The following is a 21,063-nucleotide window of genomic DNA, read 5'->3' as shown; positions in this document are numbered from 1 at the left end:
CCTGATGATTCATGGTGCTACAGGCACGAATTAAGTGAATATTCTTTTAAATCGGATGATTACGAGGTGGTTTATTCTTTAACGCCTAAATGGTTTGAACTTACTTGGGAGGTATAGCTTTATGTCACCACATAACACTAGGTTGCTTGTTCTTATGGCTATTTATTCTGTATTACTTTATAAACATCAATCACTTGAAAAGATTGAAAGTCTCTCTAAAAACACCTAGCCATAACTGCGCACAATGTATATTATGTTAAATGAAGAATATTTGCTACTTACTTAATCACTAGTGTGTTCGTGGCCACTCAGAATGAGATTTCGCGGCAGACTGAGATTTGCTTTTTTTCCGCCAGAAATTTTCTGGGCCATCTTACCTCCTCTTATTTGTGTATTGGTACGATTAACTAAGTTTGGTGCTTGGGGACTAGATGATGGTTTGTTGCTATTTGCTGGTAAATGGAAAATGCAGTTTTGTGTCGCGTCACTACGTGAATTCTTTAGCGTGTTGGCTGGCATAGCCCTCTATTATTCACATAGCAACGCGTTCTTTTTGACTGGTATCAATATTGCCAATCTTCATAGGCCAATGGCAGACTGTTGAGTAAATTACGATGCTCTCGCCAATTTGGCATTTGCTTGTCCATGATGGCGCGAAATCTTTCGTTATGATGACGTTCAAGTAAATGCGTCAGTTCATGAACCAAAATGTATTCAAGGCATTCTGGCGGTTTTTTAGCTAACTCTAGGTTTAACCAAATGCGTTTTGCCTGAATATTACAGCTGCCCCATTTGGTTTTCATTTTCTTAATGCCGATGTAGTTTGCTTCTACACCTAAACGCTTTTGCCATATCTCGAGTAGGTACAAAATCCTTTGCTGCATTTCCAATCGATAAAATCCGTTAAGGAGTTTCAAGCGATTTTCTGTTGAAGTATCCGTTGAAACCGCAATGACTAACTTAGACACGCCTTTAAGACTCACAAGATGTCTACCAGTCGTCTCCACCATACTTAAGCGGTATCTTTGTCCCCATAAGTAATGGCTTTCACCGTTAACCATTTCGCGACTTGATTGCCTGGGTTGAGCAACAAAATCCCTTTGTTGCTTTTTAATCCAGGCTAACTTGCCTATAACAGCTAAGCGTATCGCTTGCTCTGACGTATGAATCGGAGCTGACACTCTTACTCGTCCATCCGGAGGTAATACGCTTAAATGTAAGTTTTTAATATTCTTGCGATTAACCACTATTTCTATGCCGCGCACTTCGATTGAAAAAGTCTCATCTAAAGGATGTGTTGACGGCATTAATGGTATTCCTTTTGTGCTTTAATAAGCTCCATTATTGCAGCCACATCAATGCCATAACTGGCAGTTTCTTCACGGATTGCATTGGCAATTTCACGTTCCTTAAATCGGTCACCTAGCCAATCCGCTCTTTTAGTAAAGCGAACCGCTGTATCTATTTTGGTTGTTAATACTTCATCATTACCAAAGTTATCGAAAATGGCTTGTTTAGCTGCGGTATCAATAGAATCCGGATAGCTAGATTGACTCGCGCCAACAGGATTAACCACTTTTTGGGCCAGTTCTCGGATTTTTTCTAAATACTCTTGATAATTCAGTGCTTTTTCTCGGCGCTGTTTTATTAGCTCTTCGAGCAATGTCGACATCTGGTCAAAATATTTAGGGTTAACTGGATTTTCATCCACTATGGTTTTACGGACGTTATTCTCAATGGCTTCCGCCATAGCATCTTCATTATCGCGCAATCCTTTTGGGAGTTTATCCATGCCCTCCCCGTTGTTATTGATCACTAAATCGATTAGCCCGAAGTCTTCAAAATCCATTAACACTTCGCTGTCATCAGCTCGGATATACATATCGAGCAAGTGACGCATTGCCGGTTCAAAGCGCTTCATTTCGAGTAAATCACCGCTGGCAAGCTTCACTTCATCGCGCACTTTCTCATAGAACACGACTTCAGCTTTGATCTGGATAGATTCTTCTGTGGTGTAACCCGCTTGCTCCATTTCATTGGCTAAATTGGCGTAAGCGCGGAGCAGCTTAGCGACCGCAGTATAGAGTGTCAGGCGCAGTGTTTCTTGTTCGCTTCTAGTGTCCGCATCATAGCTAACACCAGATTTGCCACAAAAATAATGAAGAAAATCTTGAGTATGGCGAGGCGTTTCAACGGGTTCGCAAATCGCCCGTACAGTCTCCAGTGCATTATCGAGATCTTCCCTCGCCTGCACTAATCTGTCCTTCAATAAACCAGCAACATCTTCAGCATCATAAGCGTCAAACGCTTCGGCAGTGTAGTCTTTTAATGCTTTGTCTAATGACCTAAATAAATCTTTATAGTCAATGATATAACCATATTCTTTATCCTCACCATCGAGTCGATTCACCCGACAAATTGCTTGGAATAAGTTATGGTCTGCCATCGACTTATCAATGTATAAATATGTCGCAGAAGGCGCATCGAACCCCGTCAGTAGCTTATCAACCACAATCAATAAACGCATTTGACCAGGTTCGTCGATAAAACGCTTTTTAACCTCTTTTTCAAACTCTTCGACTCTTTTAGCCGCTTCATCTTCAGATTGTTCGAAGTAACTCGCCAGCATTTTTCGGTATACATCGTACTTAAACAGTTTTTCTGTTAACCCTTCTCCCGACTCCTCACCCTTAATTGAACCGGCAACAGGCTGATAGCTGGTGACAATCGCGCACTTGTCATGTAAATCAGTTTTACTAAACAGATCATAGACAACACAGGCTTGATGCACGCTAGCACACACCAACATGGCATTGCCTCGGCCGTCCATCAATCGTGGTTTAAGTTCCATATCCATTAAGATATCGCTAACGATTTTTTCGAGCCGCGATTTACTGGAGAGCACTTTTTGCATCGTGCCCCATTTTTGTTTTAGCTGCATTTTCGCTAGGTGAGACAATCCCTTGGTTTTAGCCTCAAACCACTGATCAATTTTTTTCTCTGATGTTAAATGCTGATCGATATCCCTGGCTTCGTAGCGTAAATCCAGCACCACACCATCAAGTACAGCTTCATTAAACTTGTAGGTATGAATGTAAGGGCCGAAAATTTCTAAGGATTTTTTCTTATCCTTTTTCATTAATGGTGTGCCCGTAAAACCGATAAACATGGCTTCAGGCCCCTCTTTACCACTAAGCAGAGATTTCATTGCCGTATGCAACTTGCCAGACTGAGTACGATGGCACTCGTCAACAAAAACAAACAAGTTGCCTTTAACGCTAAAGTCTTTTGGCAAGTTACGGGTCATTGCTGCAATAAAATCGTCGGTTGCATCGTCATCGCCGCCCACTCCCGCATTGTCATCTCGCGCTTCGCCATTGCGGCCAAATTTATGTACCAATGAGCATAATAACCAAGGATTGGGCTTATTTAGGCTGGCGACTAAATCACTGCCACTTGAAGTGCGATAAATAAATTCATCGACACCGATAAAGACTTTTTCAATCTGCTCGTCGAGTTCGGTTCTGTCAGTAATGATCAACACCCGAGAATCGGCGACATTTTCACGGATCCACTTAGCCAACCACACCATGGTCAAGCTCTTGCCTGAACCTTGGGTGTGCCAAATGATTCCACCATGGCGTGACTTAATGTGTTTTCTGGCGGCTTGAATACCAAAGTATTGATTATGACGGCAGGTCTTTTTTACCCCAGAATCAAACACCATAAAGTCGTGGATCAGTTGTAAAAACCGCGACTTATTACAAAGCTGGCCTAAGTGCGAATCCAGTAAAGTGCTCGCGTTTTCCGCTTTCTCAACACTCGTGATAATGGCAGGATCTTTCCATTCCAGATTTTCTTTCCACTCAAGATAGTATTTCTCGGTGGTTTCAATCGTGCCGTAGCGCACACCTTGGGTATCATTGCCTGCCATGACAAGTTGCATGGTCGTAAAAAAATTGCGGATAAAGTCTTTCTTTTGATTATCGAGATTCTGGCGTATCCCTTCACTCACAGAAACAGACGAGCGCTTTAGCTCAATTACCCCAAGGGCAATACCATTGACATACAGTACCAGATCGGGACGTTTGGTTTTTGGCGATAGCTGATCCCCCTTCACAGTCACTTCTTCAGCAATAGCAAAATCATTCGCTTCAGGGTGTAGCCAATCAATCAGCCAAACTGTTTGATTTTGCTCACCCGCGCCCTCTTTCTCTTTCACACCATAACGTAATAAGCGATACACCTCTTTATTGGCATCATAGAGTTTTTTACCTTCACCCAGCGCAGTTGCAATATCCAGTTTACGTAATGCACGATTGATCAGTAGCTCTGACACGCCGCGATTGGCCAGCCAATTGGCTAATATATGGCTTTCAACATTGCGGTTATCTTGTCTATCCTTCCAATCACCTAAATAGCGATAACCCAATTCATTTTGAAAGAATTTGACCACACGGTTTTGGGTGGCACGTTCCTTTTGGCCTACTGTGCTCATGAAATAGAACCCTTCTCAATTCCTAGAGAAAGTAACAGATTTACTATTTTATCAGGAGTCTCTATTTCTTCATCCACTAGGTAGCCATGGTATAAAGTGTGAGGTACTTTGTGCGTTACCACATATTTATTAAATTTAAAACAAACACCCAGAACTACACCATCCAGTTTAAGCCTAGCTTTTGGGGTTTCATCACCATATACATACTCATAACTTAAGGTTTCTATTCCAGTAGGTAACTTACGCTGACTTTCTAACTCATGGATCCTTAAACTCAGTACATAACTATAAAGTTCAGCGTGGTAGCCTCTGCGGTTGGTTTTCGAGAGGAGATATACTAATTGTCCTTGTCTATGAATCAGCTTTTTAGAGCAATAACCTATCGTATCGGGATACTTTATAATCAACTCTCTCCAACCATCCGCATTACTCGAGTCGATAATGCTTTTTAACTCAGCGGTTAATGTACCATAATCACTACTACTGATTTTCATAACGAGTTCGGTGAATACAGGTTTGGTTACAATACTTAACCAGTTTTCTGAACGTTCACGATAGCTACTCCTATTTGGAACTCCGAATGAAAGGCGGCAATAGCCATCTTCAATTAAATAGTTATCAATAGATAAAAGCGCTCGCTGAAGTAGAAAGTCCGTAGATTCCAACACTTCTGGACTTAATAATGTACTGATTTTTTTGGCAAGCTCTTGAAATATATCTAACTTATAGGAGTTATCTATGAATGCCATATTGAGGATAAAGCCAACTTTTCCTTTAAGGTAGGTATGAGATTCATACTGCCTTAAAGGTGACTCCCAGTTAGTATCGGTTAAGATTAAATTCGCTTTTACTACCTCCTCACTCCACTGCTCCTTAGTAAATCCGACTGTTTCAAAGGAATCACTGTTCATCTGTTCATAGATAGATTGGCTAAATTTAGACAGATGATTAAGTGCTTTTATTGCGGCAATAAAAGAGGACATATCATCGATACGATGGTTATTAATTAGATTGTTAGTAACCCTGACCCATCGGAACAGTTGAACGTCAGTGTTGTCATCCCAAAAGTCTGTATCTGGAGCATTTTCTATGAATAGCATTAATGCATAGAATTTCATTTGAGTGAGGTTGCTAGAAGTTTTAATTGCAGAACGAAATAGACTAGAAATACTGTTATTTTCATTAGCGGACATAAAATCCAGAACCTTTACGATTCTGTTTAAATCTTTTCCTTCAAATGCTTGTATTTTTTCTAGCTTAGAGTGTGGAATGTAACTACGAGATTCACGTATATCTCGAAGCCAGCCTTTTTCTTCTGCAGTGAGTAATATGTAACTACCTTCGGTCGTTTCACAACTGTGATAAAAAGCGAGTAAGTTGAAAAAATTTAAATAAAGTGAATCAAAGTCTACGTTATCTTCGACACTTTCTCTCCAAAAAAAATCAGTCCATTGACAATCAATTTTGTGTTCAAAGTTACCATGTGGAAGAACAATCTCTGCCTTTCTGAGCAGCCAAACTTTAAAGTTTTCAAAGGCCGTTAAAGGCTTTCCTCTAGCATTCATTTTAATATACAGTTCATCAGATAAACCGAATGAGTGTAGGTTTAAAAACTGAAAGGTGATATATGGATTAACAGTATTAGTGAGTCGTTCATAAAGATTAATATTATTTTTACCAAACTTTATTTCAATTGCATCTAACATACATAAACAAGATTGAACAGTAGGATCCAACTTCCAAGAAGAATAGAACCATTGGCTATCGAGTATTAGATTGCTAATAGAGCCTTGCTTATAGTCGAATTTTGTTGAGGTAAGTGCATTAAAAAACTCAGTTGTACTATGTCTTGTTTTATATGTAAAACGTGAACGAAATGAGTCTTCTTGCGTGATAACAAACCTGTCTCTAAATGCATCGAGTTGATCATTTTTAAGTGCGAGAAACCAGTGCAATAGGAATAATGTCGTTAAACGTTGTTGACCATCAAGCACTGAAAAAACTTTGCCTTCTTCCCCTTCAAAATTACCGTAAACAAAGTCTAAGTCCAGTGGCTGAACTAAGTGTTCACCAGTAACGAGTAGAGCATCATAGAGTGAGTCTAAGAACAAAGTCCTTACATCAATCGCCTCACTTCTACCTTGTGCATAATCACGTTGAAGTATTGGAATTTCAATAATCTCAACTTTTTCAAATAGGCCATAAAACGTAGAACTTAATCCCTTATTCATAGGTACACTCCTTTACCACCTAGAAAACTATATATCATTTCTGAGATCGCTTGTTGATGATCTTGACTATCTTTTGCCCCCCAAAAAAGCATTTTATCGACTTGCTTACTGTAATATTTTAAAAAAACATTTTTGGTACATAAAGGGACAAATGTCGCTCGCTTGTCAAGGGCTATTATTCTAAATCGCTTTATAGGAAAAACGGCATTTTGATAGCTACGGTTTGTATAGCTATCTAACAATGTAAGGTTGCCGATTGAATCATCAACTTCTTCATTGCTATGAGGATCATATAGTTCTATAACTTTTTGGAAGATTATTTCAAATTGCACTGAGTCAAATAGTTTGCACTCTAATAGTTCAATTGCAGCTCTTTTGATTTGTTGAGCTTCTTCAATATAACTAACTGAGCGCTCATTTGGCTCGAAAGTGTTTTCGTCAGAAATATATTCAACGACATTTTTTAACCAAACTTTTTGTTTATCCTTACTATTTGGCATATCAGAGGCTACAGAGCGTATGTGCTCAATGTCCCAATCTTCAGCCTTGAATCGATCAAATTGAAATCGTGAGTTTGTTTTTGAGTTCGCCAATAAGCTTGCAACATTAAACAATAAAAGGATTTTCTGTATTTTTTGACGATCTCGGCCATAACTTAGCTGTATTAAAGTTTCAGTCACAGATTCTAAAGATAAGTCATCTAAAGAGAATGACGGGAATAATGGATTAAATATCTTAAGTATGAGTGCCTTTTTGAAGGCTAACTTACTACTGGATTGTTTATGTAATAAAAACAATTCATTAATCGACATGTTTTGTGTTATTAAATAACCAATAAGATGAAATAACGCTCTGTCGTTATACCATTCTTCTAAAGTCATATAACATTGTTTTATTTTAAGCCACTCAGTAGTAATACCTTTATTTTGGCCCGTAAACAACTGATTAAATTGAAGGAATGTTTTTAAAGGGTCATTTTGTTGAATGCCCTCAGTACAAAGATCTTTTGCTGCAAGATTAAGGACAAGCTCAATTCTGTTTGTTTTATATGACTTGTTGCTAATAAAGTACCAAAAAGCATCATCTTGTAAGCGTTTTTCGATTGTGTCCCACTCTTGCGCAATACTCAACTGCTGCAGATGCTTTGCATCATGGCTCTTACTAAAATTACTTGATTTTAAGAACAATGCTTTAACTAACTCGGCATTAACTAAAGGGATTTTACCAATATTAAGACGGGTAAATACTGCCGTTGCATTTTCAGACTGACCAATCTCATACCAAATTATTTTTACATTCTTGCCCATCTCATCACTATTCAGTAAGGTCTGTAAAAATTTAACCTTGTAAGTAGGATCTTGTTTTGCAAGCCATTGTTCTATGGCTTGCTTAGCCTGACTTATGTGAAAAAAATCTATATTTTCATTACTTAGTTCAGTCTTAATATCTTCTAAGAAAGCCGCGCTATTATCTCTTGTTTCATAACTTAACTTGTATCTACCAAGCCCAAAAAGAGCGGCTACCTCTTTCAGACAGGTAAGTATGATAAAAATCGTAGTTAATCGTTGCTGGCCATCTACGAGCTCCCAAGAATCATTATACTTTTTTACTACAATAGGCTGTAAGCAGTAGAATGCGTCTCTTGGGCCTTCTTCAGCCTGTTGCTGAAACTCTTTTATATCATTAAGTAACTCAGTTACTTGTCGTTCTGTCCATCTATAGCCTCGTTGATATGCTGGAATATAAAAAGACTCATTTAAAAGAGCGCTGATAGGTTTTAATACTAATTCATTGTTATTGGACATCCGTGTTCCTTAATTTGTGCCAAGTGGTAAACGAGTTTTACCCGTTAATAGTTCTTGCATCATGCCTTGTTTAATTTGACTGGTTTTGCTTAGACGCTGTTCGTGGGTTTGGATTTCGTTATCCATGTCAGAGAGAATGGTTGCTATAGCGGTTTGTTCTTCTTTAGTTGGTGGTACTGTAATTTTAAAATCATGAGCATCATTTCGGTTCAACGTTGGGACACCTGAACCGCTAGCAAAACGCTCAAAACCGATATGTTTATATAGGTAATAAACATATTTAGGATTAGATATTTCAAACTTTGTTACCCATAGTGAAGTATTGTGAGGCCAATAATCTGTATCTATATAATGAACTTTTCCTAATGTTCCGGAACGGCCAGTTACTACCCCAGGCCCTTTTATTTGAAAATGAGCATGATGATTTACAATTCCATTGGAATAAACAACTGGATAAATACCTTCTCGCCTATTTGTGTTTGTTAAGTCAAATCCCCTTTGCAATGGGGCAAAATCCCCAATAGTAACAACATCCCAATCCTCTGGGATTTCACCTAGCTCACTGGGTTTAGTGCCTTTACGCTTACCTTCGACAGCGCCTTCTGTACTGTTAATATCAGAATAAAAGGCAAACTGCGGTAAGCGGGTTTTGCCGGTGAGCAGTTGCTGCATGGTGGCGGTTTTTATCGCTTGTTTTTTGGCGATAAGTTTTTCTAACTCACTCAGCAAAGCATCCACATCAGACAAAGCATTAGCAATGGCGGTTTGTTCTTTTAATGAAGGTCGAAGAACCTTTATATTTAAACAAGCTTGTTTGTTGAGCTTAGGTTGGGCGGTACCTGAGTTAAGCAACGAATAATCTAAACTTTCAAGATATGAAGTTAAAAAATCGATATGAAAATTGGATTTAGGTATCATGACATGGGCATGATTGTTTACCCAAATTTTCCCATTTGCCCTGAATGCAAGAGGTAAATTACGGCTAAGTATGTTCTCACCATCTTCCCCTAATAATATAAACTCACCATCAAAGATATAGTCATTAACATAGTCAACAATCCCCGATGCACCATAATATGGATATTGTCCCTTTATCCTTGCTCTGTCGCCGGATTTTACTGGTCGCCTTTGGCCATCTAAAAAATTAGCGGCGTCATCTAATGTAATGACATCCCAATTTTCTGGAATCACCCCTATATCTGTCTGTTTATACCCTTCTGGTATCACTTTGTTTTCAGCTTGGCTCATAGCGTCCACTCCAAACCCATGGCTTTGAGGTGGCCCGCGACTTTATCACTTAAGGTCTCTACCGATTTTGTTAAAGTGGGCAGCGGCGTGCTGTAACGCTCCTCCAGCTCTTTGACGCGGTTAGCCATTTGCTGGGTGACACGCTCAATCTCGGCAATGATGTTGGCTTGCAATGTGGCGAGCCATTTGTCGTTGACGATCAGGGTTTTAATTTCGTCAATGCTCAAATGTGGGTACTGCTTAAATACCGCTAAATCCAAGATTTCTTGGGCTTCTTTTACGGCTTTTTTGGCGTTGGCATCGGAGGTAAACAGCTTGGTCGCTTGCTTAAGGGCGGCAATTTCCACTTTATCGGTGGCGACTTTAAGGCGCGCCGTGACGCTGACTTTAGTGATTTTGTCTTTGTCATTTAGCGCATCGGCGAGCAAGCCGTCTTCGCTCCCTGTTCCAGAAGTGGCATTTTCCTCTAGATAAGTTTCGAGTGCTTGAGTGGCTTCGTCTTGTTTGACTTGAAGGGCATCAAGCTTGGTTTGCTCGGCGGCAAAGTAACGCGCCACGATTAAACGTGGCGGAATAAGTTCGGCCTTGTACTTTTTCTTGTTAATGATTAAATCGGGTGTTTCTTTAAGCTTTTCACCTTTGGCTGCGACTAACTCACGCAGGGTTTTACCCGCTTGCCAGTCATCTTGCACTAATACGTAGACGTCATCTTGCAGTGTGTCGCTCCAGTAATCCATGAGGATCTGGTAGATGTCGTATTTGCTCAGTAGTTCACTGTTGGCGTAGGCGGCTAATAGGCTTTCTGATATGTCGTGGATTAACTCTTTAGGGCTGTCGCCTAGACTCATTTCGGTTAACGCAGCTTGTTTTATCCAGGCTTTAAAGGGTAATAAGCTGCGGCTGGCAAAGTCTTTAAACTCGCTATGGGCCAAAATACTGGCTTTCACTTTGCTGGCGTCTATCATGCAGTGGCTGTAGCCGTCACGCGCTGGCAGCTCTGGGTTACGACCAAATAAGGTCGCTCGAATACTAGGGAATACCTGCCAGTAATGCGCCAGGGCATCGATATCGCGATTAGGAATACCGCCTTGCAAGTGGGCGCTTAAATCGTGCAAATCTTCTGGCTCTGATGAGTCGATATAACGCGGTATGTTGAGGTTGTAATCGTTTTTGGCAATTTCATCAATCGTGACTAAACGGCTAAAACGTTCTAGCTCAAGCCCTTTATTAAACACATCGACAATTTTATGAATGTCTTGGCTGCGCAGGCGGTTTTTATTGCCGTCTTTGATGAAACCTTTGCTGGCGTCAATCATAAAGATGGAACGGCCGGTGATGTGAGTTTGATTGTTGTTCACTTCATTGCCGTGCCCTTCAGTCTGCGGCCCTTCACTCTGCAGGTTTTCACCAAAGTGTACGGCAGCTTTTTGGGCGTGCTCTTTGTCAATCACGATAATACAGGCGGGGATCCCCGTGCCGTAGAACAGGTTGGCAGGTAAACCAATAATGCCTTTGATGTAACCTTGCTTAATCAGGTTTTGACGAATATTGGCTTCGGCATTGCCTCTGAACAGTACGCCGTGGGGCAGAATGACCGCTCCCTTACCTGTGCTTTTTAAACTGGTAATGATGTGCAGTAAGAAAGTGTAATCACCGTTCTTTTCGGGCGGAGTTCCCCAAGTAAAACGACCATAGGGATCGTTTAGTGGGTTTAAGCCACTCGTCCAGTTTTTGTTAGAAAATGGCGGGTTAGCTACGGCAAAGTCAAAGGTTTTGAGTTTATTGGCGCCGTCTTTCCACTGCGGATCGGCAAGGGTGTTGCCTTTCCAGATTTTAGCTGTGGCATTGTTGTGCAAAATCATGTTCATGCGAGCAAGTGCACTGGTGGCGTTGTCCATCTCCTGGCCGAAAATAGACAAGCCGCGTGGTGCTTCGTTACTGGCTTTTAACAGCAAAGAACCCGAACCGCAGGTGGGGTCGTAAACCGTGGCATCTTGTGGGGTATTGTTTTGAATACCAACCACTTTAGCCAGAATTTGCGAGACTTCTGACGGGGTATAGAATTGGCCTTTGGATTTGCCCGATTCGGTGGCGAAGTGGCGCATTAAATACTCGTAGGCATCCCCTAATAAGTCGTCACCATCGGCACGGTTACCGGTTAAATCTAATCCTTGGAAAATCCCGACTAACTTAGTCAGGCGATCAACCATTTCCTTGCCTTTGCCAAGCTTGTCTTCATCGTTAAAGTCGGCAACATCGATAACGCCTTTGAGATCGTTTTCTTCCGCCAAGCTACCAATGATTTTATTGAGTTTATCGCCGATTTCTTTATCGTTTTTGGCGGCAATCATATCGTCAAAGCTGGCACCTTTGGGCACGACTATCATGCCGTACGGGTCGCCTTTGTATTTGTCGGAAACGTATTTCATAAACAAGAGTGTGAGAACGTAATCCTTATATTGACTGGCGTCCATACCACCACGCAGTTCGTCACAGCTGGCCCAAAGGGAGGAATAGAGTTCGTTCTTTTTAATGGCCATGTGGCGTCCTATCTTGCAAGTTATTTTGACGATGAAGTTGCAGCGAGTAATAGCGTTATACCTTGAGCCGCTTTGTGTAGCACCTCGCTTGAACAACGCTGAGGAAAGCCATTCGTTGAAAATGAGTTTTGTGAAAAACGTCGAATGGTTTGCTGAGTAAATAATGCCCACAGCGGTAACAGTGTTGATGCCTTTTTCAGCATTTTTCGCTAAATGTTAAGCTTCATACAAACATCAACCTTTTCAAATACAAAAGTACAAAAATGTCGGCTTGTAAGATACCAGTCAAGTTGCTTTAAAACCAGAAAAATGGCCGTATTTTAAGTGAGAATGTGATGAGGAGGATAAAATAATAAGCAATTAAAAGCATCAAAAGTAATATTCTAGCGAATATAATTAAACTATAGATTATAGCCACTTAAGAATTAAAAGCTGTAGTTAAGTGGCATTTAAGTTGATTAATTAACTGTGATTTGCAAGCATTCAGCCAATTTACATTTAGTCGACCATGATTGCCCTTGTGCCAAATGTGTGCATGATAACTTACCCGCCGCTTGAAGGTCTCCATCATCTGTTGCTACTAATAAAATAGCATTCCAATAGCTTAGGTTTGGTGCAGGATATCCAGGATCTAATAACATGATCTTAGTCACTTGATCGCCATATGTTTCATAGCCTATCGCAACCGCCCAATGTCCTCCTCCGCCTTGCCAATTTAGACCGATAATGACGGGATCACCATTGTTGATAGCTTCAGCAATTTCGTTTGACTTAGCTCTAGTTGTCACCGATTCGAGATCTTTTGCCCTAACTTTTCCGTTTGGATGATGTTTAAAAGTTTCTAGCAACCAAGATAAATCGTGGTCAAAAGTTCCATCACGTACCATAGTGTCAAATGCATAAAGATTGTTCCAAAATTTGCCTAGTCGTGTTCTACCATCTTGTATATTAAGATCTGTAACTTCTTCTCTACTCAGTACATTCTGCGTGATCAGGGCCATTAGAAGACTATAAGGGCCACATGCGCCGTCGACATCACCTTGACGCAATGCAACAAGATTCTCTTCATTACCTATAAAGACGCCCTTTTCAATTAGCTGAAGCTGAGGTAAAACACTAATAGTACGCATAAAAAATCCTTTTGATGCTAATAAATAATAACTACAACAATAGTGAAGTTGTACTGTGTATTATTGTAAAAAAATGGTCAATCATTCTGTATTGTAAATGTATTCAAGTAACATCAGGTGCATGATTCTTGCTCTATCTATTCGGTAAATAACCTAAACTTTGTCATTCTTAGTTTAAATCAATACTCTTCGTTCAATATTACTTCGATTCTTATAACATATTTAAATAGTATAAAATTTCATCAAGGCTTTAACTTGTATAAGCTTCAAGCGCTTTACGCAAGTTGTCACTAAGTTGAGTTCGAAGTGATTGCGGTTCGAGTACCACTATATTTGCGCCCTGTCCTTTTAACCACCAGTTCAATTGCCAACTATTGTGCACTGTTGCTGTCAGTTCATAAAAATGCTCGTCTAAAGGCATTAATACCATATCGTCAGACATAGGGCTTTCAGTTAGATAAAATGCTAACTCTACGGTGATCTTAGCTTTAAGCTTTAGGGTTTCGCCGTTAGAGAAGTGCATTGCACCGTCTTGTAAGTATTGCTGTAAATTGAAATCCGCTGGACGAATACCTTGCTCGTAGGTACGTTTTACCGTTTGAAAACGGTGCATTGCAAAGCGCTTTACGGCGGAATTCTCATGCCCTTTTGTTATATCTTGAGCAATCAGGTAAAGCACGTCCCCACGTTGCACTAAGGCAAGCGGCATAAGGTGGTATTCAATCGCCGCGACCTTTTGCTTTGCCTGATAGTAAGTTCGAATGGTTTGATCCCTCAACAAAGCTTCTTGTATTTCCTTTAACAGTGTTTCGTTGATTACTGGGGGTTTGAATCCCATATCAGGCATTACACTCGCGACTTTATCTAACCACTGGGCGTTATAGTCATCTTTTAAGGTATTTAATAGCTGGCGAGAATGCTCAAAATTGTTTTGTAAATGTCGTTGCATCGCCGGTGGCAACAGTTGCTTTAGCGATTTTTCAACCAACATCAGCGACAAAGCATCCGTCAAACTTATAGTATCGATATGAGCCCGTAAGCCGCCCAATTCTGTACTACGCCACAGATAGGGTTTCTCCTCGGTTTCTGAATAAATGGGAAAATACTGTGATAGTACATCTAAGTCTCTTTGCAAGGTTCGGTGGCTAACGTTAAAACCTTCATTAGCAATCAACTCCAATAGTTCGGTGCTTCTTATCCCTTTATCTGTGGGAATAAACTTAAGCAGTGTTTGTTGCCTGAGAAGCGTGTTTGCATTTTTATTTGCCGACATAACAGACCTTTTAATCTAATGATGAACCATGACACGACAAAGCTTTAGTGATTAAGCAGATAACCTACCTGAAAATATTTCTCGAAGTAGTCCATATATTCTGATTTATCTCGGTACCAATGTTTTGCTCTTTCTTGAGTATCTTCATCATAATATTCTTCAAATACGTTGATTAGTGCGTCACATTCATTGGCGCTAACGGGGAGTCGGCTCATCAAATACATTAACTCTTCAGGTGCGAACCTTGGCATGTTCATCAATAAAAATAACCAGCCTTGTTGGATTGCACAGTGCTTTTGCAATGTTCTACGAAACCAGTATTCATAGCCCCATTCTCCAACTGGATAATGTTCCGGCGCAAGGGCTAAGGCTTGCAGTAAGCTACTGTGGGGATGAAAATGCATGACTATTTTTGCCGCCAGCATTATAGGCACAAAATTCCGATTGAAGGCTTTATTAGGCTCCCTTGGCTTTGATTTTCCCTTTCTTGCTGGCAAGGGTAATTTTGATTTAAACCATTGATGTTCAGTACGACTGCGGGGATCTCCACCATAGCGACGATTTAATCTTTGGATGGTTAGATAATGCGCATCAAGTAATAATTCAGCCTGTTCAAGTAAGACACTCGGTTGCAAAGCGGGATCGCTGCTTGTTGACATTAAAGCCATTAATGATTCATTACTATTGAGAAATAGTGTCCATAAGCTATAAAAAGGTGAATCTTCTTCCATGGCGTATTTTCCTGAGCGCGTAGCGCAAAGGGCTTTTACATTTCTAGCTGGGTTTGGAAGCTTACTTTCCCAGCAATCTAATGCGAGACGAACCAACAATGTCATATCATATTCTTCGGCCCACGGGTTGTTGTAGTCATCTCTTAGAAAATTATCAACCCTATCAAACTCCTGAGATTCTTGGATCCATACGCGCTCTGTCAGAGTTGGTTGCTCAGCATAACCAATACCAAATTTATTCTCATCATCAAGGAGAGACAATAACGCTTCAGTTTCTTTTTTAAATGATTTAAAGATGATCATAACCCGCCCTCTTAGATTTTCGGTTGATGACTAAATCAAAATACTCTGTGTAATTTTCGAGTGAATTGTTTGCGCCTGGGTAATAGCCTTGCGGTTGGTATTTATCAAAAAAAGCTTGTTTGACAGCGATGCATTCAATAGCGTTTGAGTTCGGCTTTTCGAGCAAAAACAACAAATGCTCTGGAATAATGTGTTCGAAATTGTTAACTAGAAAGTTGATGCCTTCTTTTTGATAGCAATGACTGAGTAAAGTACGGATTAGCAATAATTCCCCTGCATTTGGGTACAGCAAATACGGTGGCCAACTGAGTGCGACATCCTTAAGAACGTGGCTATTAGGTTTTAAGTGCATCAATAACACCGAGGCCAGCATAAAATGATTGCTGTAGGTTGAAAAAATGGCTGAGCCATCATCACGTGCTACTTCTGTAGCTGCGCGATAATCATCCCAATGTTTTGATTCAAAACCTTCCTGCCGTTCCCTTAGTGTTGAATGTGTTATTAACAAAAAATCTAATAGTGCTTCGGCTTCAGTGACTAAAGAAGCCTGAATTGATTGAGATGCTGCTAACATTTGACTCAGCGAGCCATCATTAACGTTCGCGCAAAACGCGGCCCAAAGTTTAGATAACTCAGGGTAAGTATCTTGGTTATGAAGCGGATTACGCGATGCTAATAAGTGTTTAATTGCAAGAGCATTAACACATAACGATTGCGTCGATTCTTTTAATAACAATCGAGAAAGCAGTAGCTCGTCATACCAACCTTCTGGCGTCGCTAATACATGTTGATATATTCCTTTCCAATCTTCAGAGAGTGCTAACCAGACTCCTGGGAAGTCCAATAATATGTCCCCAGGTTTTAACTGTTCGTAATGTGGAACATCACTCTCTTCAAGCAGGGTAAGTAGGCTGATTGACTCAATAACTAGACCATCCATAGTGCACCTCAATTCGTTATTTTTTAATATTATACGCAGAGGTGAGACAGCTTATGTCGTAACTAAAAGGAAGTGTGTACAACGGACTTTTATATTATCGCTAGGCAATGAATCTTAGTAACCTGCGGCACAGAAAGTGGTTTAAGTGGCTTGTTGGATGGCGTCATTTATAGCTCATCTTTTACCATGGAAAGTGGTTGAATGCCATCGTCAAATGCGACAATCTGATTGACATCAGACGGATGAGTGAGAATAATACGCGGCAGGTTGCAGAGAAGCCTGTCCGCAAAAGATGATATCACTCTGATAAATTAATAGCGTTGCGAATCGATTTCATATCGAACCCACAGCAATCAAATAAGTTTGGCTTAGCGGAATGCCAATAAACTTAGGAGAATTGTTTGTGAAACATGCAACAGCTAACACTTTAAAGCCCGCCAGTATCAATGTTGAACCTTCTGACATTGTTCCCTTGGCAGTCACCGAAACACCCTCCCACGGGAAATATCACTCAGGATCTCAGCCAACTGAGTCCTTAGGTACGTTAGCTATCCCCACTTTGTATTTGCGCTTTGCGTTACCCATGGCATTGGCCATGATGCTCAGCGGAAGCTACAACTTAGTCGACTCTTATTTTATTTTAAAATACATCGGTGCCGATGCATTGGCTGGGGTGACGATTGCCTTCCCGTTACAAATGATGATTTTTGCTTTGGCCTGCATGATAGGAAATGGTACTGCGACCTTAGTGAGCCGATTTTTAGGGGCAAATGCGTTTGATAAGGCGAGTCAAATCGCGAACACTGGTTTTGCGTTAGCCCTATGTTGCGGCGTGATAGTGACTATCTTGTCACTCGCCCAGCTTGATCATTTATTGGCGTTTATTGGGGTAAGCTCAACACTTGCCTTAGTTGCTACAGAGTATCTACAACCCATTCTCTATTTTAGTCTATTCACTTTTTTGTTATCTCTTAGCGGCGATTTACTCAGAGCACAAGGCAAAGTCGTGGTGATGCTGCTGGTTATCTTGTTGTCGGCGGTCATGAACATCTTGTTCGATACACTCTTTATTGCCGTTTTAGATATGGGCGTTAGCGGAGCCGCGTGGGCAACGGTGGCGGGTCAATGTGTGAGTCTATTTATTGCAGCCGTCTATTTTGTCCCCAATAACCGTTTTGCCAGTAAACAGGCGCTTTATAAGCAAGCTGCCCAGCCTATTTGTTTTAGAATTGAGCAGATAAAGCTCAACCTCACTGAGATAAAAGCGATTCTTGGCTTAGGTAGCCCTATATTATTGTCATATCTTGGGATTGCCTGCGTGATCTCATCGGTAAATCATATTTTAGTCAGTCATTTAGCCAATGTAGTGCCCAATACGCCAGCGGCGAATGAGGTCGCGTACATGATCAGCGCTTATGGTTTGATCGGACGCTTTAATATCTTTATCGCCCTGCCGCTCATGGCACTTACCAGCGCAGCGCAAACGATCAGTGCGTATAACTATGGGGCGATGGCATCTTCTCGGGTGTTAGCGTGTGCTAAATGGGGAATCGTCTTGACCTGCTGTTATCTGAGTATAGTGACAATTGTATTTATGGGTTTTCCTACCTCGGTTTTTGGTATTTTCACCGATGCCCCCGCACTCATTGCCGCCTGTATTAAAATCTCGAGTGTGACGTTTATCACCCTACCTTTGGCGGGGATCACAGCTATTGCGATTGCTGTGTATCAAGGCACAAATCGCCCTAAGCTTGCATTGCTATTATCTGGGATAAAAATCTATGGTTTGTTACTGCCCCTGCTGGTTCTGTTACCTCAACTATCCTTTACAAATATTTCATTTATCACAGGTGCATTAAACATTAATATCATGCCAAACGCTTTGACTGAGTTATGGATGGCCTTTCCAATTGCGGACATCTTAGCTTGTCTCTTGAGTTTATTGATCATCAGTATTTGGCCTTTCATTCACGTGCCGCGAGCAAATCGAGTCAGTCATGGAGGTAATGCAAAATGAAGTTAGCCAAGATGAAAGACTCAAGCGCCATCGCATTAAATGAAACCAAAGTTCGCGCTAAAAAACTGCTCAAAGCTTGTCAGCAGGATGAGCCGTTAGCCAAGCAAAGAGTCGCGACCTTAATGGCGAAATTGGGCATATCACACTCAGATCTCCAGCTTAAGCATTGCCAACAAGTGATTACACGTGAGCTAGGTTTTATCGATTTTCATCATTGCCAGCGAGTCCTGTCGGGTCAAGCCATACTAGGGGATGATTGGGGAGGCTTATTCCACACTAAGCAATGCGACACATTACTCAATCATTGGTTTACTGGCTATTTAGCCGCGCGTGAGTTTAATGCGCAAGCTGAGGGCACATTGCTACTCCCCTACAAGAAGCAGTTTTTTGTAGTGGAGCGGCGGGATTACTGCAATGCGCTGAATTTGCAGATAATTTTTCAACCAGTGGATAATGCTGGCGAACCGACTATCCTGCGAGATCTGGTGAGCAGCTATGCTAATGCAGATTGGCATTCCTTTGCTCTTGCCATGGTCCAACACAAACTCCCCAAAGTGTAATGATGGCTGAGATTGTCTGGCATCATGTTGAATGAGCAAATCTAGAGTTAAATGATAAAGACCAGCAAGGTCATCAGTGCTGACGGCCTTGTTGGTGAAATATGGTGGAGGCGCTGCGTTTCAAATCAGAAACTCAAGGCTAGAATAGCTAAAATGCAAAAAGCCGCTAATTGCTTAGCAGCTTTTTTGACGAAATCTGGCGGAGGAACTGAGCTTAGAATGAGGAACCTAGGGTTCAAATTATATAAACAAAAAAGCCATCATTGCTGATGGCTTTTCCGTAAAATATGGCGGAGGAGCAGGGATTTGAACCCTGGGTGGGCTATAAACCCACGCCGGTTTTCAAGACCGGTGCATTAAACCACTCTGCCACCCCTCCGAACGAGGCGCATAATATAAGTAAGTCTGTTGACTGTAAAGCACTAACTCTCAATTATGCGCCAATTGTTGCTATTACACTCAATCCGCTGGATTTTGCTTCACATCGGACATTATGCCTACCCGTGCGGGATCTGGCTTAGTGAAATGTTTGGCAAAGTCGCCCCACTCTTGTTGACTCTTAAGTATATAGCCGGCCACCACTAAGATAGCGCAACATAGGATACCCCAACCAATCGCCACTTCACCTAGGCTTGCCCACATAGCAACTAAGCTAGATGCCCCAAAGGCAATGCTGATCTGTAAGAAGTTCTGTAATCCTGCGGCCTTAGCGGCATTCTGACTAAACTGCTGTAGCGCGCTGTTAACTACTATTGGATAAATTGCACCATTGGCCGCCGCTAAAATAGAGAACGAAATCAGCAGTGGGAAAATCGTGCTCGCGGGATAAATCAGCGTGAACATGATGATTGAAATAACACAGGCTGCGAAAATCGACAACAAGATATTGAGTGTTTGATGCCCGCCAATGCGTTTTATCAGTAACTTACTCGCATAACCACCGACAATAAACATGATGGTTTGCGGGATAAAACTTAACCCAATTTCAGTCGCTTGATAACCGTGCATTTCCATCACAATCGGCCACACAGTTAGGTAGGCAAAGAAAGCACCGGAACAGGCACCGAAGATCACGACGTTGCCTAAATAGCGGGTGTTTTTCAAAATTTGCCCATAAGATACAGCGACATGTTCACTGTGTTTATGTTGACTCTTGCCTGGAACAAAGTACAAGGTCATCAATACCAGCAGAAAAGCGATAACACACAAGGAGATAAAGATTGCACGCCAGCCTAATTGGTTCAGAATATAAGCGCCAAGGATCGGTGCTAATGCAGGCGATAATGCGACCAATGGCATAATGTTGCTGAAAATACCTTGGGCTTTATCGGCATCATATTGCTCAACCACAATCGCTTGCCAAATAACCCCTGCACTACAGGCGCCAATCGCTTGGAAGAAGCGCGCGGTATTGAGCATTAATATAGAATCACTGTTGGCAATAAACACGCTAGCAATGGCAAATAAAACAAGGCCAAAGATCAATGCCCAACGTTTGCCGATTTTATTGACTAAGGGGCCATAAAGTAGCTGACCTAAGGCAAGACCCGCAAGGAAACAGGTCAGTGACATCGCCACCTGTGATGGTGTGCTGTTAAATGAGCCTTCAATTGCTTTGAAAGCAGGCAAATACATGTCAGTGGCAATAAAGCCAAGCATGCTCAACATGGCTAAATAGAATAGAAACATAAAGAACTTTATGTTTACAAAGGTGTTACTAGACGTTTTCATAAAATAATCGGGTCAGATTGACTAAAGTGTGCAGTCTAAAGACTTGTTAAATTTAT

The 21,063-nt window shown here is 41.2% G+C and carries 13 protein-coding genes and 1 tRNA gene; 2 read left to right on the top strand and 12 right to left on the bottom strand.

Annotated features, from left to right (window positions below; all coding sequences use genetic code 11):
* Positions 1-563 precede the first annotated feature (563 nt).
* The 10 genes from L5L97_RS06030 to L5L97_RS05985 all read right to left on the bottom strand — a co-directional run bounded on the left by L5L97_RS06030 (position 564) and on the right by L5L97_RS05985 (position 16,699).
* Entirely contained in the window at positions 564-1,307 is a 744-nt protein-coding gene (locus L5L97_RS06030) for a M48 family metallopeptidase (RefSeq protein WP_263181426.1), read from the bottom strand.
* The gene (locus tag L5L97_RS06025) at positions 1,307-4,498 is read right to left on the bottom strand and encodes a type I restriction endonuclease subunit R (RefSeq protein WP_263181425.1); all 3,192 of its coding nucleotides are present in this window, start codon (positions 4,496-4,498) and stop codon (positions 1,307-1,309) included. The genes L5L97_RS06030 and L5L97_RS06025 overlap by 1 nt, the downstream gene beginning before the upstream one ends.
* Positions 4,495-6,729 carry a DUF262 domain-containing protein gene (locus L5L97_RS06020; protein WP_263181423.1) on the bottom strand — a complete coding sequence of 745 codons (2,235 nt, stop codon included), beginning with the start codon at positions 6,727-6,729 and terminating at the stop codon, positions 4,495-4,497. The genes L5L97_RS06025 and L5L97_RS06020 overlap by 4 nt, the downstream gene beginning before the upstream one ends.
* Entirely contained in the window at positions 6,726-8,534 is a 1,809-nt protein-coding gene (locus tag L5L97_RS06015; protein ID WP_012089227.1) for a DUF262 domain-containing protein, read from the bottom strand. The genes L5L97_RS06020 and L5L97_RS06015 overlap by 4 nt, the downstream gene beginning before the upstream one ends.
* 9 nt (positions 8,535-8,543) lie before the next feature.
* Positions 8,544-9,782, bottom strand: coding sequence for a restriction endonuclease subunit S (locus tag L5L97_RS06010; protein ID WP_263181422.1), 1,239 nt, complete (start codon positions 9,780-9,782; stop codon positions 8,544-8,546).
* Positions 9,779-12,322 carry a type I restriction-modification system subunit M gene (locus L5L97_RS06005; protein ID WP_263181420.1) on the bottom strand — a complete coding sequence of 848 codons (2,544 nt, stop codon included), beginning with the start codon at positions 12,320-12,322 and terminating at the stop codon, positions 9,779-9,781. Before L5L97_RS06005 ends, L5L97_RS06010 begins: the two co-directional genes overlap by 4 nt.
* A gap of 458 nt (positions 12,323-12,780) precedes the next feature.
* Entirely contained in the window at positions 12,781-13,452 is a 672-nt protein-coding gene (locus L5L97_RS06000) for a hypothetical protein (protein ID WP_131525959.1), read from the bottom strand.
* 250 nt (positions 13,453-13,702) lie between these two features.
* The gene (locus L5L97_RS05995) at positions 13,703-14,725 is read right to left on the bottom strand and encodes a helix-turn-helix transcriptional regulator (protein WP_263181418.1); all 1,023 of its coding nucleotides are present in this window, start codon (positions 14,723-14,725) and stop codon (positions 13,703-13,705) included.
* Between the two features lie 44 nt (positions 14,726-14,769).
* Positions 14,770-15,759, bottom strand: coding sequence for a hypothetical protein (locus L5L97_RS05990; RefSeq protein ID WP_012089222.1), 990 nt, complete (start codon positions 15,757-15,759; stop codon positions 14,770-14,772).
* The gene (locus L5L97_RS05985; protein WP_263181416.1) at positions 15,746-16,699 is read right to left on the bottom strand and encodes a hypothetical protein; all 954 of its coding nucleotides are present in this window, start codon (positions 16,697-16,699) and stop codon (positions 15,746-15,748) included. The genes L5L97_RS05990 and L5L97_RS05985 overlap by 14 nt, the downstream gene beginning before the upstream one ends.
* 403 nt (positions 16,700-17,102) lie before the next feature.
* Between L5L97_RS05985 and L5L97_RS05980 the strand changes: the two genes are divergently transcribed.
* Positions 17,103-18,716: an MATE family efflux transporter gene (locus L5L97_RS05980; protein ID WP_263181415.1), complete on the top strand. Its 1,614-nt coding sequence runs from the start codon at positions 17,103-17,105 to the stop codon at positions 18,714-18,716.
* The gene (locus tag L5L97_RS05975; protein ID WP_263181414.1) at positions 18,713-19,276 is read left to right on the top strand and encodes a hypothetical protein; all 564 of its coding nucleotides are present in this window, start codon (positions 18,713-18,715) and stop codon (positions 19,274-19,276) included. Before L5L97_RS05980 ends, L5L97_RS05975 begins: the two co-directional genes overlap by 4 nt.
* Positions 19,277-19,564: 288 nt before the next feature.
* Here L5L97_RS05975 and L5L97_RS05970 read toward each other — a convergent pair.
* A tRNA-Ser gene (locus L5L97_RS05970) sits at positions 19,565-19,655 on the bottom strand.
* Between the two features lie 80 nt (positions 19,656-19,735).
* A complete protein-coding gene (gene punC / locus L5L97_RS05965; RefSeq protein ID WP_263143185.1) occupies positions 19,736-21,007 on the bottom strand; it encodes a purine nucleoside transporter PunC in 1,272 nt (423 codons plus the stop codon).
* Positions 21,008-21,063 lie beyond the last annotated feature (56 nt).

The sequence above is a fragment of the Shewanella sp. SM71 genome (genome assembly GCF_025653905.1).
GTDB classification, from domain to species: domain Bacteria; phylum Pseudomonadota; class Gammaproteobacteria; order Enterobacterales; family Shewanellaceae; genus Shewanella; species Shewanella oncorhynchi.
The sequence above is the reverse complement of the archived record's forward strand: the minus strand, read 5'-3'. Positions and strand labels throughout refer to the sequence as shown.